Annotated in this window: 1 protein-coding gene; it reads right to left on the bottom strand. The window is 47.7% G+C overall.

The window, feature by feature from the left end; translation table 11 throughout:
- On the bottom strand, positions 1-526 hold a 526-nt coding region (locus tag R7E78_RS30240; protein ID WP_318059159.1), incomplete at both ends, for a pseudouridine synthase.

Raw genomic sequence — 526 nt, 5'->3', positions numbered from 1 at the left:
GTCAGGTAATTTACGCTCTGGATCGAAATAGTCAAAGATCATCTCTTCGGCTTCCGGGTAAAAGTCACACGGAACAAAAATACTGCGGAGCCAGTGACTTTTCGGGTGATAGAAGCTCAGTTCAGAAGCGTGCAGTTCCAAACGTTCAGAGAAGGCTTTGGCTTCTTCGGTCGCGTAGAACTCGTCACCAACAATAGGGTGACCCAACGCTTGCATGTGCACACGCAATTGATGTGATCGGCCAGTAATAGGCAGTAAACGTACGATGGTCGTCTTTGTGCCGTCTTCATGTTCTTCTCGCTTCGCGACTTGGAAGAGAGTTTTTGATGGCTTACCATCTTCAAAACACACTTTTTGCAGCGGACGGTTTGGCCAGTCACAGATCAATGGCAGATCGATTTCGCCCTCTTCCTGCTCGACATGACCCCAAACGCGTGCGTAGTAAATTTTATGCGTTAAGCGGAACTGGAACTGCTTTTTCAACGCACTTTGTGCACGCTTGTTTTTAGCCAGTATCATCAATCCC

The sequence above is a fragment of the Vibrio sp. YT-19(2023) genome, from assembly GCF_033337395.1.
Note: the sequence above shows the minus strand (reverse complement) of the source record. Positions and strands in the feature narration are given on the sequence as shown.